Origin of the sequence: Noviherbaspirillum autotrophicum (assembly GCF_000818395.1) — a bacterium.
Lineage (GTDB): Bacteria > Pseudomonadota > Gammaproteobacteria > Burkholderiales > Burkholderiaceae_D > Noviherbaspirillum > Noviherbaspirillum autotrophicum.
The window spans coordinates 1,284,077-1,307,726 of sequence record NZ_JWJG01000028.1; the positions used below are offsets into that span (position 1 = coordinate 1,284,077).

Annotated in this window: 24 protein-coding genes; 12 read left to right on the forward strand and 12 right to left on the reverse strand. The window is 59.8% G+C overall.

Going from position 1 to position 23,650, the window contains the following annotated elements:
- The first annotated feature begins 124 nt into the window (after positions 1-124).
- From prpR to TSA66_RS07170, 3 genes are all read left to right on the forward strand, one after another.
- On the forward strand, positions 125-1,720 hold the full coding sequence (gene prpR, locus TSA66_RS07160) for a propionate catabolism operon regulatory protein PrpR (RefSeq protein WP_040039534.1): 1,596 nt from the start codon (positions 125-127) through the stop codon (positions 1,718-1,720).
- Between the two features lie 122 nt (positions 1,721-1,842).
- Positions 1,843-2,586 (forward strand): lysophospholipid acyltransferase family protein, encoded by a 744-nt coding sequence (locus TSA66_RS07165; protein ID WP_040039535.1) that lies wholly within the window; start codon positions 1,843-1,845, stop codon positions 2,584-2,586.
- Positions 2,587-2,658: 72 nt separating this feature from the next.
- Positions 2,659-2,850, forward strand: a complete 192-nt coding sequence (locus TSA66_RS07170; protein ID WP_040039536.1) for a DUF1289 domain-containing protein — start codon at positions 2,659-2,661, stop codon at positions 2,848-2,850.
- 57 nt (positions 2,851-2,907) lie between these two features.
- On the opposite strand, the gene ntrC is transcribed toward TSA66_RS07170, so the two are convergent.
- The 4 genes from ntrC to glnA form a co-directional block, all read right to left on the reverse strand.
- Positions 2,908-4,452 (reverse strand): nitrogen regulation protein NR(I), encoded by a 1,545-nt coding sequence (gene ntrC / locus TSA66_RS07175; RefSeq protein ID WP_040039537.1) that lies wholly within the window; start codon positions 4,450-4,452, stop codon positions 2,908-2,910.
- Between the two features lie 47 nt (positions 4,453-4,499).
- The gene (gene glnL / locus TSA66_RS07180; protein WP_040042311.1) at positions 4,500-5,573 is read right to left on the reverse strand and encodes a nitrogen regulation protein NR(II); all 1,074 of its coding nucleotides are present in this window, start codon (positions 5,571-5,573) and stop codon (positions 4,500-4,502) included.
- A 65-nt stretch (positions 5,574-5,638) separates the two neighbouring features.
- A complete protein-coding gene (locus TSA66_RS07185; protein ID WP_040039538.1) occupies positions 5,639-6,130 on the reverse strand; it encodes a hypothetical protein in 492 nt (163 codons plus the stop codon).
- Positions 6,131-6,286: 156 nt separating this feature from the next.
- A complete protein-coding gene (gene glnA, locus TSA66_RS07190; RefSeq protein ID WP_040039539.1) occupies positions 6,287-7,702 on the reverse strand; it encodes a type I glutamate--ammonia ligase in 1,416 nt (471 codons plus the stop codon).
- Between the two features lie 403 nt (positions 7,703-8,105).
- Here glnA and TSA66_RS07195 point away from each other — a divergent pair, with 403 nt between their 5' ends.
- Complete coding sequence (locus TSA66_RS07195; RefSeq protein WP_040039540.1) at positions 8,106-8,564, forward strand: rhodanese-like domain-containing protein; 459 nt, start codon at positions 8,106-8,108, stop codon at positions 8,562-8,564.
- A 3-nt stretch (positions 8,565-8,567) separates the two neighbouring features.
- Here the strand turns inward: TSA66_RS07195 and TSA66_RS07200 are convergent, their stop codons facing one another.
- From TSA66_RS07200 to orn, 4 genes are all read right to left on the reverse strand, one after another.
- The gene (locus TSA66_RS07200) at positions 8,568-9,902 is read right to left on the reverse strand and encodes a TAXI family TRAP transporter solute-binding subunit (protein WP_040039541.1); all 1,335 of its coding nucleotides are present in this window, start codon (positions 9,900-9,902) and stop codon (positions 8,568-8,570) included.
- A gap of 123 nt (positions 9,903-10,025) precedes the next feature.
- Positions 10,026-10,601 (reverse strand): hypothetical protein, encoded by a 576-nt coding sequence (locus TSA66_RS07205; RefSeq protein WP_157691630.1) that lies wholly within the window; start codon positions 10,599-10,601, stop codon positions 10,026-10,028.
- Positions 10,602-10,951: 350 nt separating this feature from the next.
- Positions 10,952-12,619: a peptide chain release factor 3 gene (locus TSA66_RS07210; RefSeq protein WP_040039543.1), complete on the reverse strand. Its 1,668-nt coding sequence runs from the start codon at positions 12,617-12,619 to the stop codon at positions 10,952-10,954.
- A gap of 84 nt (positions 12,620-12,703) precedes the next feature.
- A complete protein-coding gene (gene orn, locus TSA66_RS07215; RefSeq protein WP_040039544.1) occupies positions 12,704-13,291 on the reverse strand; it encodes an oligoribonuclease in 588 nt (195 codons plus the stop codon).
- A 137-nt stretch (positions 13,292-13,428) separates the two neighbouring features.
- On the opposite strand from orn, the gene TSA66_RS07220 reads away from it, so the two are divergent.
- From TSA66_RS07220 to rsgA, 3 genes are read left to right on the forward strand one after another with little or no spacing between them, the layout of a single operon-like run.
- On the forward strand, positions 13,429-14,688 hold the full coding sequence (locus TSA66_RS07220) for a M48 family metallopeptidase (RefSeq protein ID WP_040039545.1): 1,260 nt from the start codon (positions 13,429-13,431) through the stop codon (positions 14,686-14,688).
- A gap of 11 nt (positions 14,689-14,699) precedes the next feature.
- Positions 14,700-15,050, forward strand: coding sequence for a 4a-hydroxytetrahydrobiopterin dehydratase (locus TSA66_RS07225; RefSeq protein WP_040039546.1), 351 nt, complete (start codon positions 14,700-14,702; stop codon positions 15,048-15,050).
- Positions 15,051-15,053: 3 nt separating this feature from the next.
- The gene (gene rsgA / locus TSA66_RS07230; protein ID WP_040039547.1) at positions 15,054-15,947 is read left to right on the forward strand and encodes a ribosome small subunit-dependent GTPase A; all 894 of its coding nucleotides are present in this window, start codon (positions 15,054-15,056) and stop codon (positions 15,945-15,947) included.
- 111 nt (positions 15,948-16,058) lie between these two features.
- On the opposite strand, the gene TSA66_RS07235 is transcribed toward rsgA, so the two are convergent.
- The 3 genes from TSA66_RS07235 to TSA66_RS07245 are packed head-to-tail and all read right to left on the reverse strand — an operon-like array spanning position 16,059 to position 18,442.
- Positions 16,059-16,529 (reverse strand): DUF2269 family protein, encoded by a 471-nt coding sequence (locus TSA66_RS07235; RefSeq protein ID WP_040039548.1) that lies wholly within the window; start codon positions 16,527-16,529, stop codon positions 16,059-16,061.
- 12 nt (positions 16,530-16,541) lie between these two features.
- Positions 16,542-17,801, reverse strand: coding sequence for an SDR family oxidoreductase (locus tag TSA66_RS07240; protein WP_040039549.1), 1,260 nt, complete (start codon positions 17,799-17,801; stop codon positions 16,542-16,544).
- 53 nt (positions 17,802-17,854) lie between these two features.
- A complete protein-coding gene (locus tag TSA66_RS07245) occupies positions 17,855-18,442 on the reverse strand; it encodes a GbsR/MarR family transcriptional regulator (RefSeq protein WP_040039550.1) in 588 nt (195 codons plus the stop codon).
- A 182-nt stretch (positions 18,443-18,624) separates the two neighbouring features.
- Between TSA66_RS07245 and argF the strand changes: the two genes are divergently transcribed.
- From argF to ppnP, 3 genes are all read left to right on the forward strand, one after another.
- Positions 18,625-19,539, forward strand: coding sequence for an ornithine carbamoyltransferase (gene argF, locus TSA66_RS07250; protein WP_040039551.1), 915 nt, complete (start codon positions 18,625-18,627; stop codon positions 19,537-19,539).
- Positions 19,540-19,601: 62 nt separating this feature from the next.
- Positions 19,602-20,939, forward strand: coding sequence for an argininosuccinate synthase (gene argG, locus TSA66_RS07255; RefSeq protein ID WP_040039552.1), 1,338 nt, complete (start codon positions 19,602-19,604; stop codon positions 20,937-20,939).
- Positions 20,940-20,963: 24 nt separating this feature from the next.
- On the forward strand, positions 20,964-21,284 hold the full coding sequence (gene ppnP, locus TSA66_RS07260; RefSeq protein ID WP_040039553.1) for a pyrimidine/purine nucleoside phosphorylase: 321 nt from the start codon (positions 20,964-20,966) through the stop codon (positions 21,282-21,284).
- Positions 21,285-21,323: 39 nt separating this feature from the next.
- On the opposite strand, the gene murB is transcribed toward ppnP, so the two are convergent.
- The gene (gene murB, locus TSA66_RS07265) at positions 21,324-22,346 is read right to left on the reverse strand and encodes a UDP-N-acetylmuramate dehydrogenase (protein ID WP_040039554.1); all 1,023 of its coding nucleotides are present in this window, start codon (positions 22,344-22,346) and stop codon (positions 21,324-21,326) included.
- Between the two features lie 142 nt (positions 22,347-22,488).
- On the opposite strand from murB, the gene TSA66_RS07270 reads away from it, so the two are divergent.
- Positions 22,489-22,974, forward strand: a complete 486-nt coding sequence (locus TSA66_RS07270) for a YajQ family cyclic di-GMP-binding protein (protein ID WP_040039555.1) — start codon at positions 22,489-22,491, stop codon at positions 22,972-22,974.
- 4 nt (positions 22,975-22,978) lie between these two features.
- Positions 22,979-23,611 (forward strand): retropepsin-like aspartic protease family protein, encoded by a 633-nt coding sequence (locus tag TSA66_RS07275; RefSeq protein WP_040039556.1) that lies wholly within the window; start codon positions 22,979-22,981, stop codon positions 23,609-23,611.
- The last annotated feature ends 39 nt before the right edge of the window (positions 23,612-23,650 follow it).

The window sequence follows — 23,650 nt, forward strand, 5'->3', positions numbered from 1 at the left end:
TCACAAAATAATTCCTTCATTTTCAGTGTGTTACGCGATCCATTTCAAATGACGAAAACACACCAACCTGTTCAAAACGTTTCAACCTGCGTTACACTTGAAACATTGAAACGAGACGTGAAACATGCGCGAACCAACCCTTCCCCTTCCTCCAAGCGAAACCAAGCCGGTTATCTGGACGGTAGCCATCTCGCGCCTGCGCAACCTGTTTCGCGACATTACGCCGGAGTACGACGGCCGCGCGACGATCGAATCGATCAACCTCGGCTTCGACGACGCGGTCCATCATATCCGCGAGCGCATGGCGACCGAACGCTGCGATGCCGTCATTGCCGCCGGGTCGAACGCCGCCTATCTGAAGAGCCGCCTGTCGCTGCCGGTGGTGACTGCCAAGGCCAGCGGCTTCGACGTGATGCAGGCGCTGGCGCGCGCGCGCAAGATCACGCCCGACATCGGGTTGATCACCTACCAGCAGACCATGCCGGAACTGGCCGACTTCCAGGCCACCTTCGGCCTGCAGATCGCGCAGCGCACCTATGTCACGGCGGAAGACGCCCGGGCCCAGATCAACGAACTGAAGGCCAGCGGCATCAAGGCCATCGTCGGCGCCGGCCTGATCACCGATCTGGTCGAGGAAGCCGGGCTGGCCGGCGTGTTCGTCTACTCCGCCGCATCGATCCGGCAGGCATTCGACGATGCGCTGGAAATTGCGCGTTTCACCCAGCTTGAATCCGGCCCCAGCCGCGCAACCTCGGATACCCTGCGCGCCAAGCATGGGTTGAACGACTTGCGCGGCGAGTCGCCGGCGATGCAGGCGGCGCGGCACTCGATCGAGCTGTTTGCGAAGTCGCCGGCAACCGTATTGATCCAGGGCGAAACAGGCACCGGCAAGGAGTTGGCTGCACAATCGATCCACCGCGAAAGCCAGCGCGCGCGCCACCCCTTCGTCGCGATCAATTGCGGCGCGGTCGCTGAATCGCTGCTGGAATCCGAACTGTTTGGCTACGAAGAAGGCGCATTCACCGGATCGCGCCGCGGCGGGCGCGCCGGCCTGTTCGAAGCCGCGCATCGCGGCACGCTGTTCCTCGACGAAATCGGCGAAATGCCGCTGCAGCTGCAGACGCGCCTGCTGCGCGTACTGGAAGAGCGTGAAGTGGTGCGCGTCGGCGGTACGCGCCCCATTGCGGTGAATGTCCGCGTCATCAGCGCCACCCATTGCGACCTCGATCAGCGCGTCAAGGACGGGCGCTTTCGCGCCGATCTGTTTTACCGGCTGTGCGTGCTGCGCCTGACCTTGCCGCCGCTGCGCCAGCGCGCCGACGACTTGGTGGCGCTGGCGGAATGGTGCCTCAAAAACGCGCTCGCCTCGCTCGGAGTGCGCCCGCATGCGAACCTGCATGCGGAAATCGTCGCCTGCGCGCCGCTCCTGTCATCGTATGCCTGGCCGGGCAATGTGCGCGAATTGCGCAACATGATGGAACGGGTCGCGCTGTTCCTTGCCGCCGAACCGCTGCAGGCACTGTCTCCCGGCTTTGTCATGGCGATCGCGCCGGAGCTGGAGACGTCAGCGCCACTGCCGGCAAGTTCACCTGTCCCGCAAGCCGCGCCGGAATCGATCGAGCAGGTGCTGGCACGTTTCAACGGCAACCGCGAAGCAGCGGCGAAACACCTCGGTATCAGCCGCACCACCTTGTGGCGCAAGCTCGCGCGCCAACAATAACCTGCGCCGTGGCGTGCCGCCATCGTTCTGCTTGCTCAACAAATACTCTAGGGCAATAATGATCCGGCGCGCTGCAGAAGCGCGCCGAACGCCGTATTCCCCTCGGACCAAGGATAAGCTCGATGCTACTGCTGCTGCGCCTGCTGCGAAAACTCGTCGGCTGGATTGATTTCCTCTTGTTTACCGTGCTGATGGTCGCGCTGTCCTGGCTGCCCTGGCGCGGCAGGCATCCGGTGGCGCGCCTGTTCCATGCCTGGTGCCGCGCCTTCGTGCGCGCCATCGACATCGACCTGCGGCTGCACCAGAAAAACCGGCGGCGCCTGCCCGAGCGCTTCATCCTGATCGCCAACCACCCGGCCGCCTTCGAGGATATCGGCATTCCGGCGCTGTTCGACGTGGTGTCGCTCGCCAAGGTGCAGGTACAGGACTGGTTTGTCGTCGGTCGGATCACCAGGGCCGCCGGCACGCTGTATGTCGACCGCGACAACCCTGCCTCGCGCCAGCAGGCGATCCAGGCGATGGTCGACGCGGTCAACGCCGGCCACAACATCGCGCTCTATCCGGAAGGCGGCTGCAAGGGACGGCGCCTGTTCGACGAGTTCAAGTCCGGCGCGTTCGAGGTATCGATGCGCACCGGCGTGCCGATCCTGCCGGTCTTCCTGCATTACGAAGCGCAGGACGACTTCGAGTGGCAGCCGCCCTACTCGCTGCCGGACAAGATCTGGCACATGATGAAGACCCGCAATAACCGCGCCAACTACTATGTGTACGATCCGCTGGAGCCGAAAGCCTACCCGGACAAGTACGCGATGAAGCAGGCCGCTTACGCGCTGTACCAGCGCTGGAATGCGCAATACCTGGAATAGCCGCCCGCCGGAATTCGCGCCGGAACAACGCCGCATGGCGGCCATCCGGCATTTGGCCTATCATGGCACACCATGCAGAAATCCCCGCCTTCCCGCCCCGATACGCCTTGCGTTGCCGTTTGCTCAACCACCTTCGACGACGTCTGTCGCGGCTGCGGACGCACCGTCGTCGAAGTCGCGAACTGGGTGTTCATGACGGAAGAGGAAAAGGAACAGGTCTGGACCCGGATCACCGCACAGGGCTACCCGCGCCGCAATTCCTGACTCTGGCAGGAGCACACACACCGACCGCCACGGTATGCGGTGGCCCGGCCCCGGGTTTCAGTCATCCTTGGCGCCGTCGATCCCCAATTCGTGAATCTTGCGCGTGATCGTGTTGCGGCCGATCCCGAGGCGGATCGCCGCGTCGTTCTTGCGTCCGTGGGTATGTTTCAATGCGGTCTTGATGAGCGCGGACTCGAACTGGCGCCCCAGCGCGTCCATCACTTCCGGCTGTCCGGCGGCGAGCATGTGAGCGGCTTCGGATTCGAGCAAGGCAATCCAGCCGGACTTTTCTGCGGCGCCGTTGCCCGATGCCCCCGGCAGCGCCGGCGACACGAGGCCGCTGCCGTTCGGCGTCACCATGCCACCTGTCTCCGGCGCCGCGACGAGCACTTGCGGCTGCGCCGGGACTGACACGGATGCGCCCGCCGTTGACTGCGGCGCGAATTCCTGGCCATGCGTCAGCTCCTGCGGCAAGTCCTTCACTTCCACCGTTTGCCCCGGCGCCATGACGGTAATCCAGTTGCACAGGTTTTCCAGCTGCCGCACGTTGCCTGGCAAGTCCAGGCCGGCCAGGAATTGCATCGCGCTGTCCGACATGCGCTTGGCTTCGACGCCCAATTGTTTGGCGCTCTGCGCCAAAAAGTGGCGCGTCAGCAGCGGAATATCCTCGCGCCGCTCCCTCAAACTGGGCAGGCGCAGGCGAATCACATTCAGGCGGTGATACAAGTCCTCGCGGAACAGGCCGTCCTTCACGCGCTGCTCCAGGTTCTGGTGGGTCGCCGCGATCACGCGCACATTCGCCTTCAACGGCTGGTGCCCACCGACGCGGTAGAAGTGCCCGTCCGACAGTACGCGCAGCAGGCGCGTCTGCAGATCGAACGGCATGTCGCCGATCTCGTCGAGGAACAGCGTGCCGTTTTCCGCCTGCTCGAAGCGGCCGCGCCGCATCGCCTGTGCGCCAGTGAAGGCGCCGCGCTCGTGGCCGAACAATTCCGATTCGAGCAGATCCTTCGGAATCGCCGCAGTATTGAGCGCGATATACGGCTGGCTCGCGCGCGGGCTGTGCTTGTGCAGCGCGCGCGCCACCAGCTCCTTGCCGGTGCCGGACTCGCCGGTGATGAGCACCGTGACGTTCGACTGCGACAGGCGGCCGATGGCGCGAAACACGTCCTGCATCGCTGGCGCCTGGCCGAGGATTTCCGGCGTGTCGGCGACGGCCTGCTCGACATCCGATTCGCGCAGGCTTTCTTCGAGCGCGCGGCGGATCAGCTCGACCGCCTTATCGATGTCGAACGGCTTGGCGAGATATTCGAAGGCGCCGCCCTGGAATGCCGCCACTGCCGAGTCGAGGTCGGAGAACGCGGTGATCACGATGACCGGCAGGCCCGGATGCCGCGCCTTAACCGCCTGCAGCAGTTCCAGCCCGGACTCGCCCGGCATGCGGATATCCGATACCAGGACCTGAGGAACGCTGGTCTGGAGCGCATCCATCGCATCGCGCGCATTGGCAAAACTCTTGGTGGCGAGGTTTTCGCGGGCCAGCGCCTTTTCCAGCACCCAGCGAATCGATTCGTCGTCGTCAACAATCCAGATTGGCTTCATATTTTATTGAGCGTCCCGCGTCGTATGCGTTGGTTAAAGCCGTGCTGTCAAGGCAGCGGTATCAAGATCCTGAAGTCGGTGCATCCCGGCCTGCTCTCGCATTCGATCACGCCCATGTGCTGCTGCACGAACGTCTGCGCAAGCGTCAGCCCCAGCCCGCTGCCACCATCCCGCCCGGAGACAAGAGGATAGAAAATGCGGTCGCGGATGTCAGGCGGGATGCCCGGTCCATTGTCGATGATATGCAAGTCTAATGCCAGCCTGTAGCGCACCTTCGCGAGCGTCACCTGGCGCGCGATGCGCGTCTGAATCGTGATTTGCGCATCGCCGTTTTTGATCCGTTCGGACAAGGCTTGCGCGGCGTTGTGCATGATGTTGAGCACCGCCTGGATCAACTGCTCCTTGTCGCCGCGGAATTCCGGCACGGACAAGTCGTAGTCACGCTTGATGGTCAGCCCTTGCGGAAACTCGGCGACCATCAGGCTGCGCACCCGCTCGCACACTTCGTGGATATTCACGTCGCCTACGATATGCGGCCGCTTGTGCGGTGCCAGCAGGCGCTCGACCAGCGTCTGTAGGCGGTCGGCTTCCTTGATGATTACCTGCGTGTACTCGCGCAGCTCCTTCAAGTGGCGCTCGGGCAGCTCGAACTCCAGCAGCTGCGCCGCGCCGCGGATGCCGCCCAGCGGGTTCTTGATCTCATGCGCGAGATTGCGGATCAGCTCCTTGTTGGCCTGGCTCTGATCGAGCAGACGCTCCTCGCGATCCTGCTTGAGCTGCTGCACGTTCTCGCGCAGCTCGATCAGCACCGGCATGTCGCGCAAGTCGAGCGCCGTCACGATCATGTGCACGTGCAGCGGCTCGCGCCCGACGCGCTCCAGCGCAAGATCCTGGCGCTTGTCGGCGAACTGGTGTTCGGCCGCCTGCTGCAGCACTGGATCGAGCGTGCTGCCGTTTACAAACAAGTCGTCCAGCTTTTGCTGCATCAGCGTCTTGATCGACGTCTCCAGCAGGTTTTCCGCGGCCGCATTCGCATACGCGATGCGATACTCCGCGTCGAGGATAAGTACCGCCGACGATAGCAGGTCGAGACCGTCGAGCGAGGTAACGGATGTCTTCAAGATGATCCCAAACAAAAAAATAAAGGCCGCATCACGCGGCCTTTCATGCAAGCGTCATACCCGCCTTATTTTAAGTTACCGATCTCGCGCTTGAGCGCTTCGATATTCTTTTCGGCACGGTCGATGTCTTCCTTCATCGCAGCCACGCGCTCTTGGTATTTCGCATAGTTGCGTTCGTCGCCGCGGCGCTCCGGCTCGCCGTTATTGAAATCCTTCTTCAGGTTCGCCAACTTCTGCTCTTCGCTTTTCATTTCGTCGAGCAGGATTTGCTTGCGGTCGTTGTCGCGCGCCTTTTGCGTGCCGCCATCCACCTTGGGGAAATCGGACGGCGAGCTCGCCGCCGCCTTGGCAGGTGAATTCTGTGCCGCCACTCGCTTCGGCGGCGCCGGAATCATCGTGATCCCGGGCAGATCGACCTTCTTGCATCCCTTGGTCAAGCCGGTGTTCTTGTATTCCTTCTTGCCATGCTCGTCCGTGCACAGGTAGACCTCGCTCTGCGCATGGGCGTAGCCGACAGCCGCGCCGAGCAGGAACAATCCGACTAATTGCTTTTTCATAATCTTTCTTTTTAGAAACACCAAGCGCCTATTAGTTTAGGATAAGAATCAAGGCTTTACAAACACATGCCGCCACAATGTTTCAACTCGTTACAAATAAAAAAGCGGGGAAAACCGCAGTTTCCCCCGCTTTCGGCACCAGCCGGCCAATACGTATTACAGCGAGTAGTACATGTCGAACTCGATCGGGTGCGTCGTCATGCGGAAGCGCTGCACTTCCTGCATCTTCAGCTCGATGTAGGCGTCGATCATGGTGTCGCTGAACACGCCGCCGCGGGTCAGGAACTCGCGGTCCTTGTCCAGGTACTCGAGCGCTTGGTCAAGCGAAGAGCACACGGTCGGGATCAGGCGATCTTCTTCCGGCGGCAGGTGGTACAGGTCCTTGGTCGCTGCTTCGCCCGGATGAATCTTGTTCTGCACGCCGTCCAGGCCTGCCATCAGCAGGGCGGCGAAGCCGAGATACGGATTCATCAAAGGATCCGGGAAGCGTGCTTCGACGCGACGGCCCTTCGGATTGGCGACGTGCGGAATGCGGATCGACGCGGAACGGTTCTTGGCGGAGTAAGCCAGCTTCACCGGCGCTTCGAAGCCCGGCACCAGACGCTTGTACGAGTTGGTGCCCGGATTGGTGATCGCGTTCAGTGCGCGTGCATGCTTGATGATGCCGCCGATGTAGTACAGCGCGAATTCGGACAAGCCGGCATAACCGTCGCCAGCGAACAGGTTCTTGCCATCCTTCCAGACGGACTGGTGCACGTGCATACCAGAACCGTTATCGCCAACCAGCGGCTTCGGCATGAAGGTTGCGGTCTTGCCGTAAGTGTGCGCGACGTTCCAGATCACGTACTTCATGTTCTGGGTCCAGTCGGCGCGCTGCACCAGCGTGGAGAACTTGGTGCCGAGCTCGTTCTGGCCGGCGCCAGCCACTTCGTGGTGATGCACTTCAACCGGGATGCCCATCGATTCGAGGATCAGCGCCATTTCCGAACGCATGTCCTGGAAGCTGTCGACCGGCGGGACCGGGAAGTAGCCGCCCTTGACGGTCGGACGGTGGCCGGTGTTGCCGCCTTCGAGCTCCTTGCCGGTAGCCCAGGAAGCTTCCTCGGAACCGATCTTCACGAAGCAGCCGGACATGTCGATCTTCCAGCGCACGTTATCGAAAATGAAGAATTCGGGTTCCGGGCCAAAGTAGGCGGTATCGCCCAGGCCGGAGGACTTCAGGTAGGCTTCAGCGCGCTTGGCAATCGAGCGCGGGTCACGGTCGTAGCCCTTGCCGTCGGACGGCTCGATCACGTCGCATTGCATGAACAGCGTGGTCTCTTCCATGAACGGATCGATGTTGGCGGTATTCGGGTCCGGCATCAGGATCATGTCGGAAGCCTCGATACCCTTCCATCCAGCGATTGACGAACCGTCAAATGCATGGCCGGACTCAAACTTGTCCATATCGAAGTGAGAAACCGGAACAGTCACGTGCTGTTCCTTGCCTCGGGTGTCTGCAAAACGGAAATCAACGAATTTGACTTCGTTTTCTTTCGTCATCTTCAAGACGTCTGCGGCCGTCATTGCCATGCGAATCTCCTAAATGAGCAAAGTGGTGTGGGTTTTTTTGGATCGGTTGTGAGTCCGCTCGGTATCCCGTCAGCGACTGTAGCGCCAACGGCTGAAGTGCGGCCAAAACTCAGCCGGAGATGATAGCAGATTCCATGCCACCATCTTCTAAAAAAACAAGTCTTGTGCACCGTCAGAAAGCGCGCAATTTAGAGGAAATAATGAACAAATGAAATACTTTCGAGCGAAAAGCAGCTCATCTAGCAATCACCAAATCAGTGCAATAATTTAGCTTTGCACCTTGTTGGTGCATTTTTTATGCGAGGTCGGTTTTTTGCACCAGTTTGGCGACACTCATCAATCTGACCAAATCACTATAATCTAAAAGATAAAATACAGAAGACTTCATTTAATGCAGGCTGCCATGACTAACCCGATTCTTTCAACGGCCCGGCAACGCGGGCAAGAGCACCAGTTGCCCTATGCAGGAGCAGTCACGCCACAGGAAGCCTACGCGCTCCTGCAGCAAAACCCGTCCGCGAAGCTGGTGGACGTACGCACCAATGCCGAACGCGACTGGGTGGGGCGAGTTGCCCTCGCCGATTCCCAACACGCCGCCGTGCAGTGGAACCTCTACCCCGGCGGGACGCCCAATCCCGATTTCATGCGCCAGCTGGAGCAAGTCGCGGGCAAGGACGATGTGCTGCTGTTCCTGTGCCGTTCGGGCGTCCGTTCGCGGCATGCAGCGAAGCTGGCCACCGAACATGGCTACGCCAACTGCTTCGACATTCTCGAAGGATTTGAAGGCGACAAAGACGGCGAAGGCCATCGCAAAACCGTCGGAGGCTGGTGCAAGGCCGGGCTCCCGTGGCTGGGCGCCTGAGCCTCACGGCTCGGCGCGCATCAGTCCGGTCACGCGCCGCCGAACGAAATTGATGTGGCTGCGCAGCCCGTACAACTCGTCCGCAAACGACAGTGGGATCGAAATCCGGTTGACCCTGTCCTCGATGTCGTTCAAGCGCTTCAGCTGCGCCGGATAGACATCCGCCTGCAAGTCGTGCGGCACGTCCTCGATCGCTTGCTCGACCGCGCGCAACTGGCCGTACCAGCGGTAGACGCGCGACCGCACTTTCCAGACATAGAGCGGCGGGATGATGCGCGACAACGGCAAAATCAAGGCGCCAAGCGCGACCACGACTACCCACATGCGTTCGAAGAAATTGGCCAGCCAGAACGGCAGATACCGTCGCAGCAGCGGCGGCCCTTCCTTATAAAACCGCTGCGCCGCGCGCGATACCGGGATTTCGGTGTAGCTTGCGGTGGGAAAATCGCCTTTCCTATGAAACCAGCCGGCGCCGCCGTGAATGTCGGTCGCCGCCTGCACGAACAGATCGACCACCGCCGGATGCAGGTCGGCGCGCGCCACCAGAGTGGCCGTCGGCGCAATCAAGTGATAATCCTTGCGCGGCAGATCGCGGCCAAGGTCGACGATTCCGCGCGGGAGCACCACATGCGACAGGAACGGGAAGCGCCGGGTATAGGCTTCTGCCAGCGCAAAATCGAACAGCTTGATGCCGGGCGTTTGCAGCAGCATCTGGATCAGCGGCGCGTCGGGCGCCGAGCTGAACACCAAGCCATCGATGCGCCCTGCCAACAGTTCCACTGTCGCTGGCGTATTCTCCAGCGAACTCAGCTTCAGCTGCTTCGGCTCGACGCCATTCACTGACAGCAGCTTGCGAAACAGCGCCGGAACGCCGCTCCCTTCCGGGCCGACATTGATCTTCATGCCCCGCAGCTGGGATAGCTGAGTGATGTTTCTTGTATCGCGCATGAACAACCAGACCGGTTCGGTAAACAAGCTGCCCAGCGAGACCAGTCCTTTTTGCTCGGCGGCCTCCAGCTCGGACGAGCCGCTCTGGACGAAGGCGATATCGACACCCGATTCCGGGTCTTGCAGGCGCGCCAGGTTTTCCTGCGATCCCTGCGATGGCTTCAAGGCGACATGGACATTGAAGCGCGCGAGCGCGGCAGCATATTTTTTCCCGAATGCCTCGTAGGCACTATTTTCCTGACCCGTCGAGAGCGTTACCTGCGACGGCGGCGACGGGTCCACCAGCCAGTACGCCAGCAGGCAGGTAACGACGATGGCGAGCGCCGCCGGGCCGGCGGCGACAAGGAAATCGCGGAGCGAGAATTGGGTGAACTTCAGAATTTTCGGCATGCGTGACCTGATTGGAATCATCGGCACACCATGCCAAGAAACATGCAACTATGCAATAGGCGTCCTGTTAACGCCGACCTGCCCTTCCGGCAAGATTTCTTGCGTTACGGACAACTCATCCGCCTAGCTTGCCGTCAGGGTTGACCTGGGCGCCGACGCCGGAAGGCGGAATTGCGGCAGCGGATAGCGCTTGCGCCCATCGGTATCGGCATCGTCCGAAAGGAATTGCGCAGCGATCCCGAACCATTCCTCGACCGATAACAGACGGCGCAGCATCGGGAACAACTCGTCCTCTTCCCTCGTCAGCCTCGTATGCAAGCGATCGCAATACGATTCCATTGCCAGACAGATACCGTGCAGCTGGTCGCTTTTACCTTCGACTAATGCACTCAGGCGCTCGCATGCGGTATGCAAGATGCTTCGAGCGCTGTCACTTAATGCATCGAGTTCGGCTAACAATGCATCCGCTTCGCGTTTCGCATTGCGCACGACTGGAATTACGTACATTTCAAGCTTGCGCTTGCGGCAATACTCGTCAAACTCGCCAAGTTTCGCCAAGGCTGATTCAAGGAAAGAAAAATCAATATTCTGAAAGCCATACCACATATTCTGAATAGAGTGACGTAATTTCCGCAAAGCGCGATGCGCAGCATCTTGCTCTGCGGCAATTGCAACAAGGGAATAAGTGGCAGTTAACATGTTGACTCCTTAATTCTGTAACTGCAAACAGACGCTCCAGAATTCAATGAATCCGGACGTTGCAATATGAAAATCCAGGGGGAATTGGAGGTTAAAAAGACGTGCGCTAAGTATAGATGGCCGCAGACTTACCTATTTGACATTCCGCAAATTGACTCGGGAAGCCAAACAATTAACGCGAACTTGATGCCATTACGTCACGTTTTAGTAACAGATGCGTAAAGAGCGCTAGACGCGGCGCTGAAATCCAGAATTGGCCAGCGGTGCCGGGAAAGATGGGAAAGTGTACGAAGGGAAATGTGGATCGATAATACTACTTGGCAAATATCGATCCACAAGGCAAGAAATTATCAGCCCAGCTTCACTGCATGTTCCCGTGTGGAATGGAAAGTCAGTTGCGGCCAACGTTCCTGCGTGAGCTTGAGGTTGACGCCGGACGTGGCGAGATAAGCCATATTCCCTGCGGCATCAAATGCGATATTGGCACCGGCCGACGATTTTTCGAAGTCCGCGAGCGCCTTCTTGTCGTCGGACGTCACCCAGCGCGCGCTGCTGATGCTGGTCCCTTCGAAGACTGCGTCGACACCGTATTCATTGAGCAGGCGGCTGGCCACCACCTCGAACTGCAGCACGCCAACCGCGCCCAGCACCAAGTCGCCGCCGTGCACCGGCTTGAACACTTGCACTGCCCCTTCTTCGCCGAGCTGTTGCAAGCCCTTGTGCAATTGCTTGATCTTCAGCGGATTGCGGATCCGGACTGAACGGAAGAAATCCGGCGCAAAATACGGAATGCCTGTGAACTGCAGCAATTCGCCTTCGGAAAAGCTGTCGCCGATCTGCATATTGCCGTGATTTGGCAAGCCGATGATATCGCCAGCGTATGCCTCTTCCACCTGCTCGCGGCTCGATGCCATGAAAGTCACGACCGACGAAACCTTGATTTCGCGGTTCAGGCGCAGGTGCTTGATCTTCATGCCGCGCTCGAATCGGCCGGAACACACGCGCAGGAAGGCGATACGATCGCGGTGCGCCGGGTCCATGTTGGCTTGGATCTTGAACACGAAGCCCGAAAACGGCGCCTCGGTGGGCTCCACCGATCGCACGGTTGCATCGCGCTCGCGCGGTGCCGGTGCCCAGTCGAGCAGCGCATTGAGAATTTCGCGCACGCCGAAATTGTTGATCGCGGAGCCGAAAAATACAGGCGTTTGCTTGCCTGCAAGAAATTCTTCAAGGTCGAACGGGTGCGATGCTCCATGCACCAGCTCGACCTCCATCTTGAGCTGTTCGATTTCGAGCGGGAACATTTCCGCCAGGCGCGGATTGTCGATGCCCTTGACCACTTCGAATTCCTGGTCGGCGCGCTCCTCGCCCGCCTTGAACAGCAGGATCTCGTCGCGCAGCAGGTGATAGACGCCGCGGAAGTTCTTGCCCATGCCGATCGGCCAAGTCACCGGCGCACACTGGATCTTCAGCACCGACTCGACTTCGTCGAGCAGTTCCAGCGGATCGCGGCACTCGCGGTCCAGCTTGTTCATGAAAGTCAAAATCGGCGTATCGCGCATGCGGCAAACGTTGAGCAGCTTGATGGTCTGCTCTTCCACGCCCTTGGCGGCATCGATCACCATTAGCGCCGAGTCGACCGCCGTCAGCACGCGATAGGTGTCTTCCGAAAAGTCCTGGTGGCCCGGCGTATCGAGCAGGTTGACCACGTGGTCGCGGTATTCGAACTGCATGACTGAGCTGGCGACCGAAATGCCGCGCTGCTTTTCGATTTCCATCCAGTCGGAGGTCGCATGGCGGCCGCTCTTGCGCGCCTTGACCGTGCCGGCGAGCTGAATCGCGCCGGAAAACAGCAGCAGCTTTTCGGTCAGCGTGGTTTTACCCGCGTCCGGGTGGGAAATGATGCCGAAGGTGCGGCGCCGCGCAACTTCGCGCGCGATCAGTTCGGCCGGGGCCTTGCGGGATTCGGATGCGACCTCGACGGTATCGGCGGTCGGAAGATCTGGGGCGGAGGACATGATGCTTTTGGTGATGTTTAAAGCGGAATCTTAATGTGAGGCCGCAAACCGGCCTCACAAGAATGGAATTACTCCTTAACGGAATTACTCCTTGATGAAGTGCTCGCGGTAATAGCGCAGCTCTTCGATCGACTCAATGATATCGGCCAGCGCCGTGTGCTTCTGGTGTTTCTTGAAACCGCTTGCCACGGCCGGTTTCCAGCGCTTGCACAATTCTTTCAGAGTCGACACATCGAGGTTGCGATAGTGGAAAAATGCCTCCAGCTTCGGCATGCCGCGCGCCATGAAGCGGCGGTCCTGGCAGATCGAATTGCCGCACATCGGGGATTTACCGGCCGGCACGAAATGCTTGAGAAAATCGATCAATGCCTTTTCGGCATCCGCTTCCGTCACGGTCGACGCCTTCACCCGGTCGATCAGACCGGAACGGCCATGCGTGCCCTTGTTCCATGCATCCATGCGGTCCAGCACTTCATCCGGCTGGTGGATCGCGAACACCGGCCCTTCGGCCAGCACGTTCAACTCGGAGTCGGTCACCACGACCGCCACTTCGATAATGCGGTCATTGTCCGGGTCCAGCCCAGTCATTTCCATGTCGACCCAGATCAGGTTGAACTCATTGGGGCGGGCGGGTGCATTGGCGGGCACGTTGGAATTGGAAGCTTGTGACATAATTTATTTTCCTCAGTAAGGATTGGTGCGCGATAATCTGCACGCTTTCGCAGATGTCTTGCCTGGCATCGGCCCGTGCCGGCCCATTGCGCAAGAGATCCCGCACCTAAAACCAGCCATTTTCTCACAGGCACAGAATGTCTTCACTTGCGTTTTCGGTATTATTTGTCGGTTTTCTCGCTATTACGCTGCTGGTGCGCTTCTGGCTGGGCTCGCGCCAAATCCGCCACGTGCTGGCACACCGCAATGCAGTCCCTGCGGAATTCGCTGAAAAAATCCCATTGTATGCGCATCAAAAGGCCGCGGATTATACCGTTGCCAAGACCAAGCTGGGATTGGTGATGATGCTGGTGAATGCGGCGGTGCTGATCGGCTTCACCCTGCTGGGCGGACTGCAGGCGCTGTCCGGATACTTGTTCAAGCTGGCCGGCCCCGGCATGGCGTACCAGCTGCTGCTCATTGCCTCGTTCGCATTTATTTCGGCGGCTGTCGACCTGCCGTTCGACTACTACAAGCAATTCATACTGGAAGCCCGCTTCGGCTTCAACAAGATGAACCTGCGCCTGTTTGTGACCGATCTGATCAAGAACATTATCATCGGCACTATCATCGGCCTGCCGCTGCTGTGGGTGATCCTGACGCTGATGGCCAAGTCCGGCAACCTGTGGTGGCTGTATGCCTGGTTCGTCTGGAGCGGCTTCCAGCTGCTGATGCTGGTGCTGTATCCGACGGTGATCGCCCCTCTATTCAACAAGTTCACGCCGCTGCAGGATGAAAGCCTGCGCGCGCGCATCGAAAGCCTGATGCAGCGCGTCGGCTTTGCATCGAAAGGCTTGTTCGTGATGGACGGCTCCAAGCGCAGCGCCCACGGCAACGCCTATTTTTCGGGCTTCGGCGCGGCCAAGCGCATCGTGTTTTTCGATACCCTGCTGGCACGCCTGGCGCCGCAGGAAATCGAAGCGGTGCTGGCGCACGAACTCGGCCACTTCAAGCTCAAGCATGTGGTCAAGCGGATTGCTGTCATGTTCGCGCTCTCGCTCGGCTTTCTCGCGCTGCTGGGCTACCTGAAGACGCAAATCTGGTTCTTCACCGGCCTGGGCGTCAACCCGATGTTATTGGGCAATAACGATGCGATGGCACTGATCCTGTTCATGCTGGTGCTGCCGGTGTTCACCTTCCTGTTCTCGCCACTGACGTCGATTACTTCGCGCAAGCATGAATTCGAAGCCGATGCATTCGCTGCCCGGCACACAGAAGCATCCGACCTCGTCTCTGCACTAGTGAAACTGTACGAAGACAATGCTTCGACCCTGACGCCGGACCCGATCCATTCGTCGTTCTACGATTCCCATCCGCCGGCGAGTGTGCGGATCCACCATCTGCTTGCCAGCCGATAAAAGGAAACACCATGGTTAACGCCAACGAGCTGCTGAAAAAGAAGTGCCGGCATCTGGACACTGGCCTGAACGATGCAGAGGTCAAGGAATATCTTGCCGCCGTTGAGGGATGGACGCTGCAGGAAGGCAAAGTCGCCAAGACCTTCAGCTTCGGGAACTACTACGAAACGCTGGCCTTCGTGAATGCGATTGCCTACGTCATCCATGCCGAAGACCACCATCCGGAGCTGGCCATCACCTACAACCGCTGCATCGTGAAGTTCGACACGCATTCCGTCAACGGCGGACGCGGGGGAATTTCCGAGAACGATTTCATTTGCGCGGCCAAGGTCGACGCTGTGTTTCACCAGTCAGCAGCCTGAACGATGACAGGCAAGATTGGTACCGTTATCGCAGCGCATGGCCGGCATTATCTGGTCCAGGTCGACGACATCCGGCTGCAATGCGTCACGCGAGGCAAAAAAAGCGATGTCGCCGTCGGCGATATCGTCCGGATCAAAGAGACTTCTCCTAACCAGGGCGTGATCGAATCGATCGGCGAGCGCAAGACGCTGCTGTACCGGTCGGACCAGTACAAGTCCAAGCTGCTCGCGGCGAACGTCACGCAACTGTTCATCGTCGTCGCCACCGAGCCGGGGTTTTCCGACGATCTGGTGTCGCGCGCGCTGATCGCTGCAGAAGCCGCGGGAATTGCCGCCCACATCGTGCTCAACAAGACCGACGTGGCCGAACTGCTGCCCAAGGCGCGCGAGCGCGTTGCGCTCTACGCCTCGCTTGGCTATCCGGTCCACGAAGTATCGGCGCGCAGCGCTCCCGATGCCGCGTGCGACACACTGCTGCCGCTGATGCGCAGCCAGTCGTCGATCCTGATCGGCCAGTCCGGCATGGGCAAGTCGTCGCTGATCAATTTGCTGGTGCCGGACGCCGATATCGCCACGCGCGAGATTTCCGCCGCGCTCGACTCCGGCAAGCACACCACCACCTTCACCCGCCTGTACGCGATCGGACGCGACACCGCGATCATCGATTCGCCCGGCTTCCAGGAATTCGGCCTATATCACTTGAGCGAAGGCATGCTGGAACGGGCGTTCCGCGAGTTCGGCCAGCATCTCGGCCACTGCCGTTTCTATAACTGCCACCACTTGACCGAACCCGGCTGCGCGGTTCTGGCCGCGGTCGACGCAAACGCGATCGCACCGATGCGGCATGCGCTGTACCAGCAACTGCTGCACGAGTCGTCGCAGAAAATCGGCTACTGATTTGATTGTCTGCGCAAGGAAATTCAGGTTGGAGAAAAGCGCAGCCGTACGTGAGGTACGGCGAGCCTCGCAGGCCCAAGACGGCCCCGTTGCACAGACAGGCGAATCACCCTAGAGCACGGGCTTGTTCACCATCAGGAAGTACACCGCCACCATCGAGATGAAGGCCGGATATCCCAGCCCTTCCCACCAGCGCGCATAGGTCCAGTAGCGTGGCGGCAGCGCCGTGCCGCATTTGAGCGCGTCGTCGGCCATGCGCTTCATGCGGATCTGCAGCCACAGCACCGGCAGCCAGCAGGCGCCTGCCAGCAGATACAGCGCGATCGACCACCTGACCCACGGCGTGCTTGCCGGCCAGCCGGCAAGCGAAAGCATCGCCAAGCCCGTCACCGGCTGCACGATGACGGCCGGCGTGGTGAAGATCCAGTCGGCCAGCACCACGAAACGTGCCACCACGGCTTGCGCCTCCAGGCTCTTGCTGCGGTTGGCGCAGAATAAATAGAACGCCGACCCGAGGCCGGTGCCAACCAGGATGACGGACGAAATGATATGAAGCGTCTTGAAAATCAGGTAGGTAGACATGAGCGTCGAAGATCAGCGGGTTTCGGAGGCATCCAGCACGACCAGCAGCGCGAGGATGGGAAGATTCTTCAGGACCGGGCCGAACGGATGGAGCCAGTAATACGGCAGGAACAGCGTGATGATGGCGGTGTAACCGAGTATCAGCGCGATCTGCAGCCGCCACAACGCGCGACCTGGAATGGCCAGCGTTGCGACGCCGAATGCACAATCGAGCAGCGCGGCGCCGTACAGCGCCACATGCGCCACCGTTCCGTGCAAGCCGACCTGTCCTAGCATCGCCAGGCTGTCCGCGACCGGATACAAGCCGAGCGACAGCAGCCCTGTCACCATCCAGACGATGGTCAGCACGATGCGAAACAGCGGCGCCATCCAGCCGGCGATGGCCTGCCAGCGCAACAGGTCGGCGGGAATTGCGGTAAACCAGCGCGCCGGCTGCAGCGGCGGCCTGCCCAGTATCTCGCGCAGCGGTATCGCATCGCCAACATTGCCATCTTCCAGCATGTGCAGGGTATCGGGCGTCAGCACGCGCTGCGGTAGTTTCGCTGCCCATCGCGCCGCCAGCCGCATGGCCTCCGGAGGGATCGGCAGCCATATCGGCCGAGGCAGCTTCATCGCTTCGCGATAGGTTGCCAGCATGGCGCGATAAGTCATCGGCTGCGGCCCGGCCACGTCGATGACGCGACGCGCGTATTTGTCCGATTCCAGAATCCGTACCGCCGCCTGGCACAGGTCGTCAATATGGACCGGCTGCAGAAGCTGCTCCCCGCGCCCCGGCAGCCCGACCAGCGGAAGGCTTGCCAACGTACGGAACAAGCGGCTGCTTTCGCCATCCACGCCAACCACGAGCGACGGGCGCAGGATCGTCCAGCCCAGCGGCGACGACATCAAATGTGCATCGGCTTCGCGCTTGGTCCGCATGTAGGGCGTCCACGGCCGATCCTCCATGCCGCCCAGCGCGGATATCTGGATCACGCGCGCCACGCCGGCCTGTTCGCACGCCCGGAACAGGGCGACCGGGGCATCGCGATGGATGGCGTCGAAGCGCGCACCGCCCGCTTCGCCCAAGATGCCGACGGCATTGATGACCACATCAATACCCTTGAGACGCGGCAGCCAGACATCGGACTGCACGTCGCGCGCGTAATCGATTGCCACCTCGTCGGTTGCGCCCGCGCGGCGCACACCGCGCACGACCTGATGACCTGCGCAAGCAAGCGCTGCGCAAAGATGGCGGCCGATAAAGCCATTGGCACCGCAAACAAGTATTTTCATTTCTGTAATTTCAGTCAAAACAGAAAGCGATAGGTAAAAAATTTTGCCTAGCCTTACAGCAACGGCAGCAGCGGTTGTTCGTCGTCGCCGCCATCCGGCTGCGTGGATGATGCCTTCCCATCGCCGCGCACGAACTTTTGCACCGACGCCCCCATTTTCAGCAATTTCATCAATGTCGCCGGTTCTAGCCTCAGCATTTCATCCGCCCATGTCGTCAGGATTTCCATCAGTGCAAGCGTCTGGGCAATGCGTTCCTGCGCCGCCTGCTCTTCCTGTGATAAATCGGGGCTGGCAAGGCATTCGCGCAGCGTCGTGATGGTCGGATCGAATTCGCGCTCCTTGCGCTCCCGTACCACGGTACGGAACAACTCCCACACGTCCAGCGATGTCTCGAAATGATCGCGCCGCTCTCCCATAAGGTGCGCGATTTTTACCAGCTTCCAGCCTTGTAGCTCTTTCAGACTGGTCGATACGTTGGAACGTGCCACGCCCAGCGTTTCGGCAATTTCCTCGGCGTGCATTGGCCTGCCTGCGATATAGAGCAGCGCGTGAATCTGACTGACGGTACGATTCACCCCCCATCGGGTGCCCATTTCGCCCCAATGAAGAATGAATTTTTGTGCAACGGGTTTCAGTTCCATGCAAACAGTCTATTTCCATCAGAAATTTCAGTCAATACTGAAATCTTTGAATTTCCAATTTGCAATCAAGGCATACAGGCAACGCAGACTGTCTTTCCAAGTACAAAACCCATATAATTGAACGAGTTACAAAAAACTACGGCGGCAGGCGCCACCCCCGGCACCCGTCGCCGTTTCCTTTTATGGCTATCAAACACTTCCTCCAGTTTTCTGACTTTACGCTTGACGAATTCGAGTACCTGATCGAACGTACCCGAATCATCAAACGCAAGTTCAAGAATTACGAGCCCCATCACACGCTGCTCGACCGCACGCTGGTGATGGTGTTCGAAAAAAATTCCACCCGCACCCGCCTGTCCTTCGAGGCCGGCATGCATCAGTTGGGCGGCGCAGCGATCTACCTGAACACCCGCGACAGCCAACTTGGCCGCGGCGAACCGGTGGAAGATGCGGCGCAAGTGATTTCGCGCATGTGCGACATCATCATGATCCGCACCTTCGGGCAAGACATCATCGACCGCTTTGCCAAGCATTCGCGCGTACCGGTGATCAATGGCCTGACCAATGAGCACCATCCCTGCCAAGTGCTGGCCGACGTCTTCACCTACATCGAACATCGCGGCTCGATCGCCGGCAAGACCGTAGCATGGGTGGGCGACGCCAACAACATGCTGTACTCGTGGCTGCAGGCCGCGCAGGTGTTTGGATTTCACGTCAACGTATCGACCCCCAAGCGCTACGAGATCGACCCGGCGCTGGTATCGCAGGACAACGTCAACTACACCGTGTTTGCCAATCCGTCCGACGCCTGCGCCGGCGCCGACCTGGTCACGACCGATGTCTGGACCAGCATGGGCTACGAAGAAGAAAACGCGGCGCGCCTGAAAGCCTTCGCCGGCTGGATCGTGGATGGCGAAAAGATGAAGCGCGCCCATCCGGATGCCCTGTTCATGCACTGCCTGCCGGCGCATCGCGGCGAGGAAGTCGCCGCCGAAGTCATTGACGGCCCGCAGTCCGTGGTGTGGGACGAGGCGGAAAACCGCTTGCACGTCCAGAAGGCGCTGCTCGAATACCTGCTTCGCGGCAGGCTCGATTAATCAACGCTCAGTTCCACATCGTCTTACCCACAATTTCATTTCAAGCACGCGAAGCAGAAATCATGTCGACCATACTCCAGTCCGTTCCCGTCAATCAAAAAGTGGGCATCGCCTTTTCCGGCGGCCTCGACACCAGCGCAGCGCTGCACTGGATGCGCCAGAAAGGCGCGATTCCGTACGCGTACACCGCCAATCTCGGCCAGCCCGACGAACCCGACTACGAAGCGATCCCGAAGAAGGCGAAACTGTACGGTGCCGAGCAGGCACGCCTGATCGACTGCCGCGAACAACTGGTTGCGGAAGGTATCGCCGCGCTGCAAAGCGGCGCGTTCCACATCTCGACCGCCGGCATCACCTATTTCAACACCACGCCGCTGGGCCGCGCCGTGACCGGCACGATGCTGGTCGCCGCGATGCAGGAAGACCAGGTCGACATCTGGGGCGACGGCAGCACGTTCAAGGGCAACGACATCGAGCGCTTCTACCGCTACGGTCTGCTGGTGAATCCGGCACTGCGCATCTACAAGCCCTGGCTGGACAACACCTTCATTCAGGAACTCGGCGGACGCAAGGAAATGTCGGAATTCCTGATCAAGTCCGGCTTCGACTACAAGATGTCGGTCGAGAAGGCGTATTCGACCGACTCCAACATGCTGGGCGCAACGCATGAAGCGAAAGACCTCGAGCATTTGAACAGCGGCATGAAGATCGTCGAGCCGATCATGGGCGTGGCGTTCTGGCGCGACGACGTCGAAGTCAAGCGCGAGGAAGTCACCGTGCGTTTCGAGGAAGGCCGCCCGGTGGCGCTCAACGGCATGACCTTCGCCAATGCAGTCGACCTGATGATGGAAGCCAACCGCATCGGCGGCCGCCACGGTCTGGGCATGAGCGACCAGATCGAAAACCGCATCATCGAAGCCAAGAGCCGCGGCATCTACGAAGCCCCCGGCCTGGCGCTGCTGTTCATCGCCTACGAGCGCCTCGTCACCGGCATCCATAACGAGGACACGATCGAGCAATACCGCGACAACGGCCGCAAGCTCGGCCGCCTGCTCTATCAGGGCCGCTGGTTCGATCCGCAGGCGATCATGCTGCGTGAAGCGTCGCAGCGCTGGGTGGCACGCGCGATCACCGGCGAAGTCACGCTGGAACTGCGCCGCGGCAACGACTACTCGATCCTGAATACCGAATCGCCGAACCTGACCTACCAGCCGGAACGCCTGACGATGGAAAAAGGCGAAGGCGCATTCACGCCGCAAGACCGTATCGGGCAGCTCACGATGCGCAACCTGGACATCACCGATACGCGCGACAAGCTCGGCATCTACGGCAAGGCCGGCCTGCTGGGCACGAGCTCGTCGGTTGCGTTGCCGCGCCTTGGCAAGAACGGCGAAAAATAACAGTTCAACATTGATCACGACACCATGACCACACAATTCGACAACGTTTCCGTCGTCAAGAAAGCGAACCTCTACTTCGACGGCAAGTGCGTCTCGCACACCGTCCTGTTCGCCGACGGCACCAAAAAAACCATTGGCGTGATTTTCCCGTCCTCGCTGACTTTCAATACCGGCGCACCAGAAATCATGGAACTCAATGCCGGCAAGTGCCGGATTCGCCTGCAGGGTGAAGAGAACTGGACCACCTATGAAGGCGGTCAGAGCTTCAACGTTCCCGGCAATTCCAGCTTCGATATCGAAACCCTGGAAACCCTCGACTACGTCTGCCACTTCGTCGCAGCGTGACAAAAAAGGGCGATCAAATGATCTCCCTTTTTCTTTTGTTCAAATGAATACCGGCTCCGGTTCGAGCATCACGCCAAACTTCGCCAGCACGTCGGCTTGAATCGCTGCAGCGAGCTCTGCGATGTCGCGCCCGCTCGCGCCGCCACGATTGACCAATACCAGAGCCTGTTTCTCATACACGCCCGCCGCGCCAATGCTCCTGCCCTTCCACCCGCTCTGGTCGATCAGCCATCCCGCAGCCAGTTTGAACGTGCCGTCGGCTTGCGCATAGCTCACCAGCTTCGGATAGCGCGCCAATAGCGCATCACGCTGCTCCGCTGTCACGATCGGGTTCTTGAAGAAGCTGCCGGCATTGCCGATCTGCGCCGGGTCCGGCAGCTTGCGGGTCCGGATCGCGATCACCGCATCGCTGATCTGCCTTGGCGTCGGCGCAGCGATCCCACATGCCGCCAGTTCCTGCGCCACATCTGCATACTGCACGTTCGGCTGCCACTGCTTCGGCAGGGCAAACGTCACATCGAGAATCACGGCCTGGTCGCGAAATGCATGCTTGAACACGCTGTCCCGATAGCCGAAATGGCAAGCGGCCTTGTCGAGCACGAACGTCTCGCCGGTGTCCGTGTTGAACGCTGTCAGGGCGTGAAAAGTGTCCTTTAACTCGACACCATAAGCGCCGATGTTCTGGATCGGCGACGCACCCACACTGCCCGGAATCAGCGACAGGTTTTCCAGTCCGCCCAGCCCCGCGCCTAGCGTCCATTGCACGAATTGATGCCAGTTTTCGCCGGCTGCGGCTTTCACGTGTGTGGCATTGGCGTCTTCGCCGACGATGTCGATGCCAGTGGTTGCCATGTGCAGCACCAGTCCCGGGAAATCGCGCGTCAGCAGCAGGTTGCTGCCGCCGCCGAGCACCAGTCGCGGCAATGCGTTGAGCGCGGCGTCTTCTTTAACTGCCCGTAACTGATCGTTCGATGTTACGCGCAGATAGGCATGGGCCTTTGCCTCGATACCGAAGGTATTGAATGGCCGGAGGGAAAATTGGTACTGGACAGGGAGACTCATAGGGCTGCGATTATAGTCGGTAGGTAGTCTAGCCACCCGGTTTTTTGTCCGCTAGAATGGCCCGTTAATCGAATCGCAACTCGGCCCGGTCGCAGGATACCGGGTCGTTCCAGCAAACCAATGAAGCAAAGAGGAAGTCGCCATGCCATCGTTTGATGTCGTATCCGAAGCCAATCTCGTCGAAGTCAAGAACGCGATTGATCAATCCAACAAGGAAATATCCACCCGCTTCGACTTCAAGGGCAGCGATGCCCGCGTCGAACAAAAGGAACGCGAACTGACCGCCTATGCCGACAGCGAGTTCCAGTTGAACCAGGTGCGCGACGTCCTGACCGGCAAGATGGTCAAGCGTAATGTCGATGTGCGCTTCATGGACCTCGGCAAGATCGAAAAAATCGGCGGCGACAAGGTCAAGCAAGTCATCAAGATCAAGAACGGCATCGAATCCGACGCCGCCAAGAAGATTGTCCGCATCATCAAGGATAGCAAGATGAAGGTGCAGGCCAGCATCCAGGGCGACGCCGTGCGCATCACCGGCGCCAAGCGCGACGACCTGCAAGCGGCGATTGCGCTGCTGCGCAAGGAAGTCAGCGACCTGCCGCTCGAGTTCAATAACTTCCGCGACTAGCATTGTGCGCACGCCCGCCCTCTTCTGCGCTGCCACATTATTTGCCGGCACAGCACAGGCGTCCGACATCAGTGTAGTCGGCCTGTTTCCCAACAAGGCCGTTCTGGTGATCGACGGCGGTGCGCCGAAGACCTATGCGGTCGGCAGCACGATTTCGGCGGGCGTCAAGTTGGTATCGGCTGACAATTCGGGCGCCACACTCGAGGTAAACGGCAAGCGCCAAACGATTGCCATAGGCGACCATGCGGGCCGCAGTGCATCAAACGGCCGCGCCAGCGTGACACTGCTGCCCGATAGCCAGGGCCACTACATGGCGCAAGGGCAGATCAATGGCGGGACGGTGCGCATGCTGCTCGACACCGGTGCGACCCTGATCGCGCTGCCGGCAACGGAAGCGACGCGACTGGGGGTCAGCTACAAGGATGGCCAGATGGGCTACGTGAAAACCGCCAACGGCACGGCACCCGCGTACCGCGTCACACTCAACTCCGTCAAGCTTGGCGACATCGAAATCAGCCAGGTGGACGCCGTGGTGCAGGAACAGGGCCTGCCTTTCATCCTGCTCGGGATGTCCTTCCTTAATCGCATGGAAATGCGGCGCGAAGGTGAACAAATGGTGTTGACCAAGCGGTATTAACCATGCCGAAGGCAAGGGCGCGGGGTGCGCCCTTGCCTT